This is a genomic window from Roseateles sp. P5_E11 (genome assembly GCF_054049355.1).
In genome coordinates this window covers 1-1,956 of the sequence record NZ_JBFUMO010000818.1, presented here as the reverse complement: position 1 = coordinate 1,956, position 1,956 = coordinate 1, and the positions used below count along the sequence as shown (strand labels likewise).

Sequence of the window (1,956 nt, the reverse complement as noted above, 5' to 3'; positions counted from 1 at the left end):
GGCCAGGCCAGCGCCGCACCACTGCCCTCGCCCAGGCGCAGGTCCAGGTCCAGCAGCGGGCGCACACCCAGTTGTTGCAGCCAGCGCGCATGGGGCCCCTCGGCCGAGCGATGGGCGAACACGCAGGCCGCCAACAAGCCGGGGCGCAGCGCCTCGGCCAGCGCGACGGCAGCCGTCGTGATGAAGCCATCGACGACGATGACTCGGCGCTGCGCGGCGGCGGCCATGACGCTGCCGGCCATGGTGAGGATTTCGAAACCGCCGAGAGCCGCGGCGAGCTGCAACGGGGTCTCGGCGTCAGTGTTGGCCGCGAGCGCCTCTGCAAGCACGCCAAGCTTGCGGCCCAGGCCGGCGTCATCCAGACCGGTGCCGCGCCCCACACATTCGGCCAGCGGCAAACCCGTCAGGCGCTGCATCAAGAGGCTGGCCGACGAAGTGTTGCCGATCCCCATCTCACCCAGCAGCAGCGCATTGCCGGGCAAGCGCTCGACGAGGGCCATGCCATTGCGCAGCGCACGCTCGGCTTGTTCGGCCGTCATCGCCGGCCCGACGCTCGCGTCGGCCGTGCCCGCAGCAATGCGCAGGTCGACGGCCCCGTCGGCCAGCGGCGCATCGACGCCACAGTCGGCGATCGTCAGCGCCAGACCTTGTTGACGCGCCAGCACGGACACGGCCGCACCGCCGGCCAGCATGTTGGCCACCATTTGCGRGGTGACCTCGCGCGGGTAGGCCGATACGCCGCGCCGGGACAGGCCATGGTCGGCCGCGTAGACGACAAGCTGCGGCTCGCGCAGCGCGGGCCGCTCCACACCCTGGATCAGCGCGAGCTGCAGGGCCAGGGCCTCGATGCGGCCGAGGGCGCCCAGAGGCTTGGTCTTGTGGTCGATGGCGTGCTGCACGCGCGCAGCAAGTCCGGGCTCGGCCAGGGCCGGCAAGTTGGGAAAGTTCATTTCAATTGCTTTGCTTGATATCGGCGGGCCGAGCGCTGGGTCGCTCCCGAGCCGGCCCGCTCAGGCGATGTGCTTGCCGGTCAAACCGGCAAGCATCGCCGTCCCCTTGGGGGACCGGCCGGGCTCGCCCGCGTTCAGCGCGGCGAGACTGGACGAGGGGCACCATGACTAGCCGACGAGGTTGGCCAGGGTCAGCAACGCGAGCAGCAGCATCCACAGCACGACGGAACGCCAGACTAGGCCGACGACGCTTTGCAGATGACCGAGCTGCGGCGGTGCGCCGGCCGTGGAGCCGGYGGCGCCGGTGAACTCGGGTTCGGTACCGGCATCGAAGGTCTTGCTGCGATCCGGCGTGACGCCAGGCGCCGCAGCGCCGCCGAGCTGCAGGCCTACAGCGCCAGCGGCCGACGCGAGGATGATGCCCTCGTTGGAATGCAGCCAGAGGCTGGCGTCGCGGCGCCAGCCATTCACGGCCTCTTCGAAGTTGCCGACGATGGCAAAGCCGGTGGCTGTCAGCCGGGCGGGCAGGTGGTCAATCCAGGTGAAAGCCTGACGCGACAAGGCCAACAGGCGGGTGTTGGTCGGTGCGTCCAGCGTGCGGCTCTTGAAGGCCCAGTAGCGGCCAGCGAACTCGGCCATGCGGTAGACCACCGCGCCTGCCGGCCCCAGGCCGATGGTCGAGCAGACGATGAACCAGAAGAACACGCCAAAGACGTGGCGATGCGCGGCGAGCAGCGAATGCTCGATGACATGTCGGATCAGCTCGGTGCGCGGCAACTCGCTGGCATCCAGGTGGCGCCATTCGGCCAGCAACTGGCGCGCGGTGGCGTCGTCGCCGCGCTCGAGGGCATCACGGATGTCGGTGTAGTAGTGGCTGAACTGCCGGAAGCCCAGCGTCAGATACAGGATGAGGACGTCCAGCCCTAGGGCGAGCAGCACGCTGAAATGGCGCAGCGCCCAGTAGATCAGCGCAACGGCCAGGCCCGGCACCAGAACCTTGATGGCC

Annotated in this window: 2 protein-coding genes; both read right to left on the bottom strand. The window is 69.5% G+C overall.

Annotation, left to right across the window (positions count from 1 at the left end):
• On the bottom strand, positions 1–950 hold a 950-nt coding region (gene cobT, locus ACXJKR_RS30995; RefSeq protein ID WP_457326119.1), incomplete at its 3' end, for a nicotinate-nucleotide--dimethylbenzimidazole phosphoribosyltransferase.
• Positions 951–1,118: 168 nt separating this feature from the next.
• A partial coding sequence (locus tag ACXJKR_RS30990) for a CobD/CbiB family protein (protein WP_457326117.1) occupies positions 1,119–1,956 on the bottom strand: 838 nt, incomplete at its 5' end.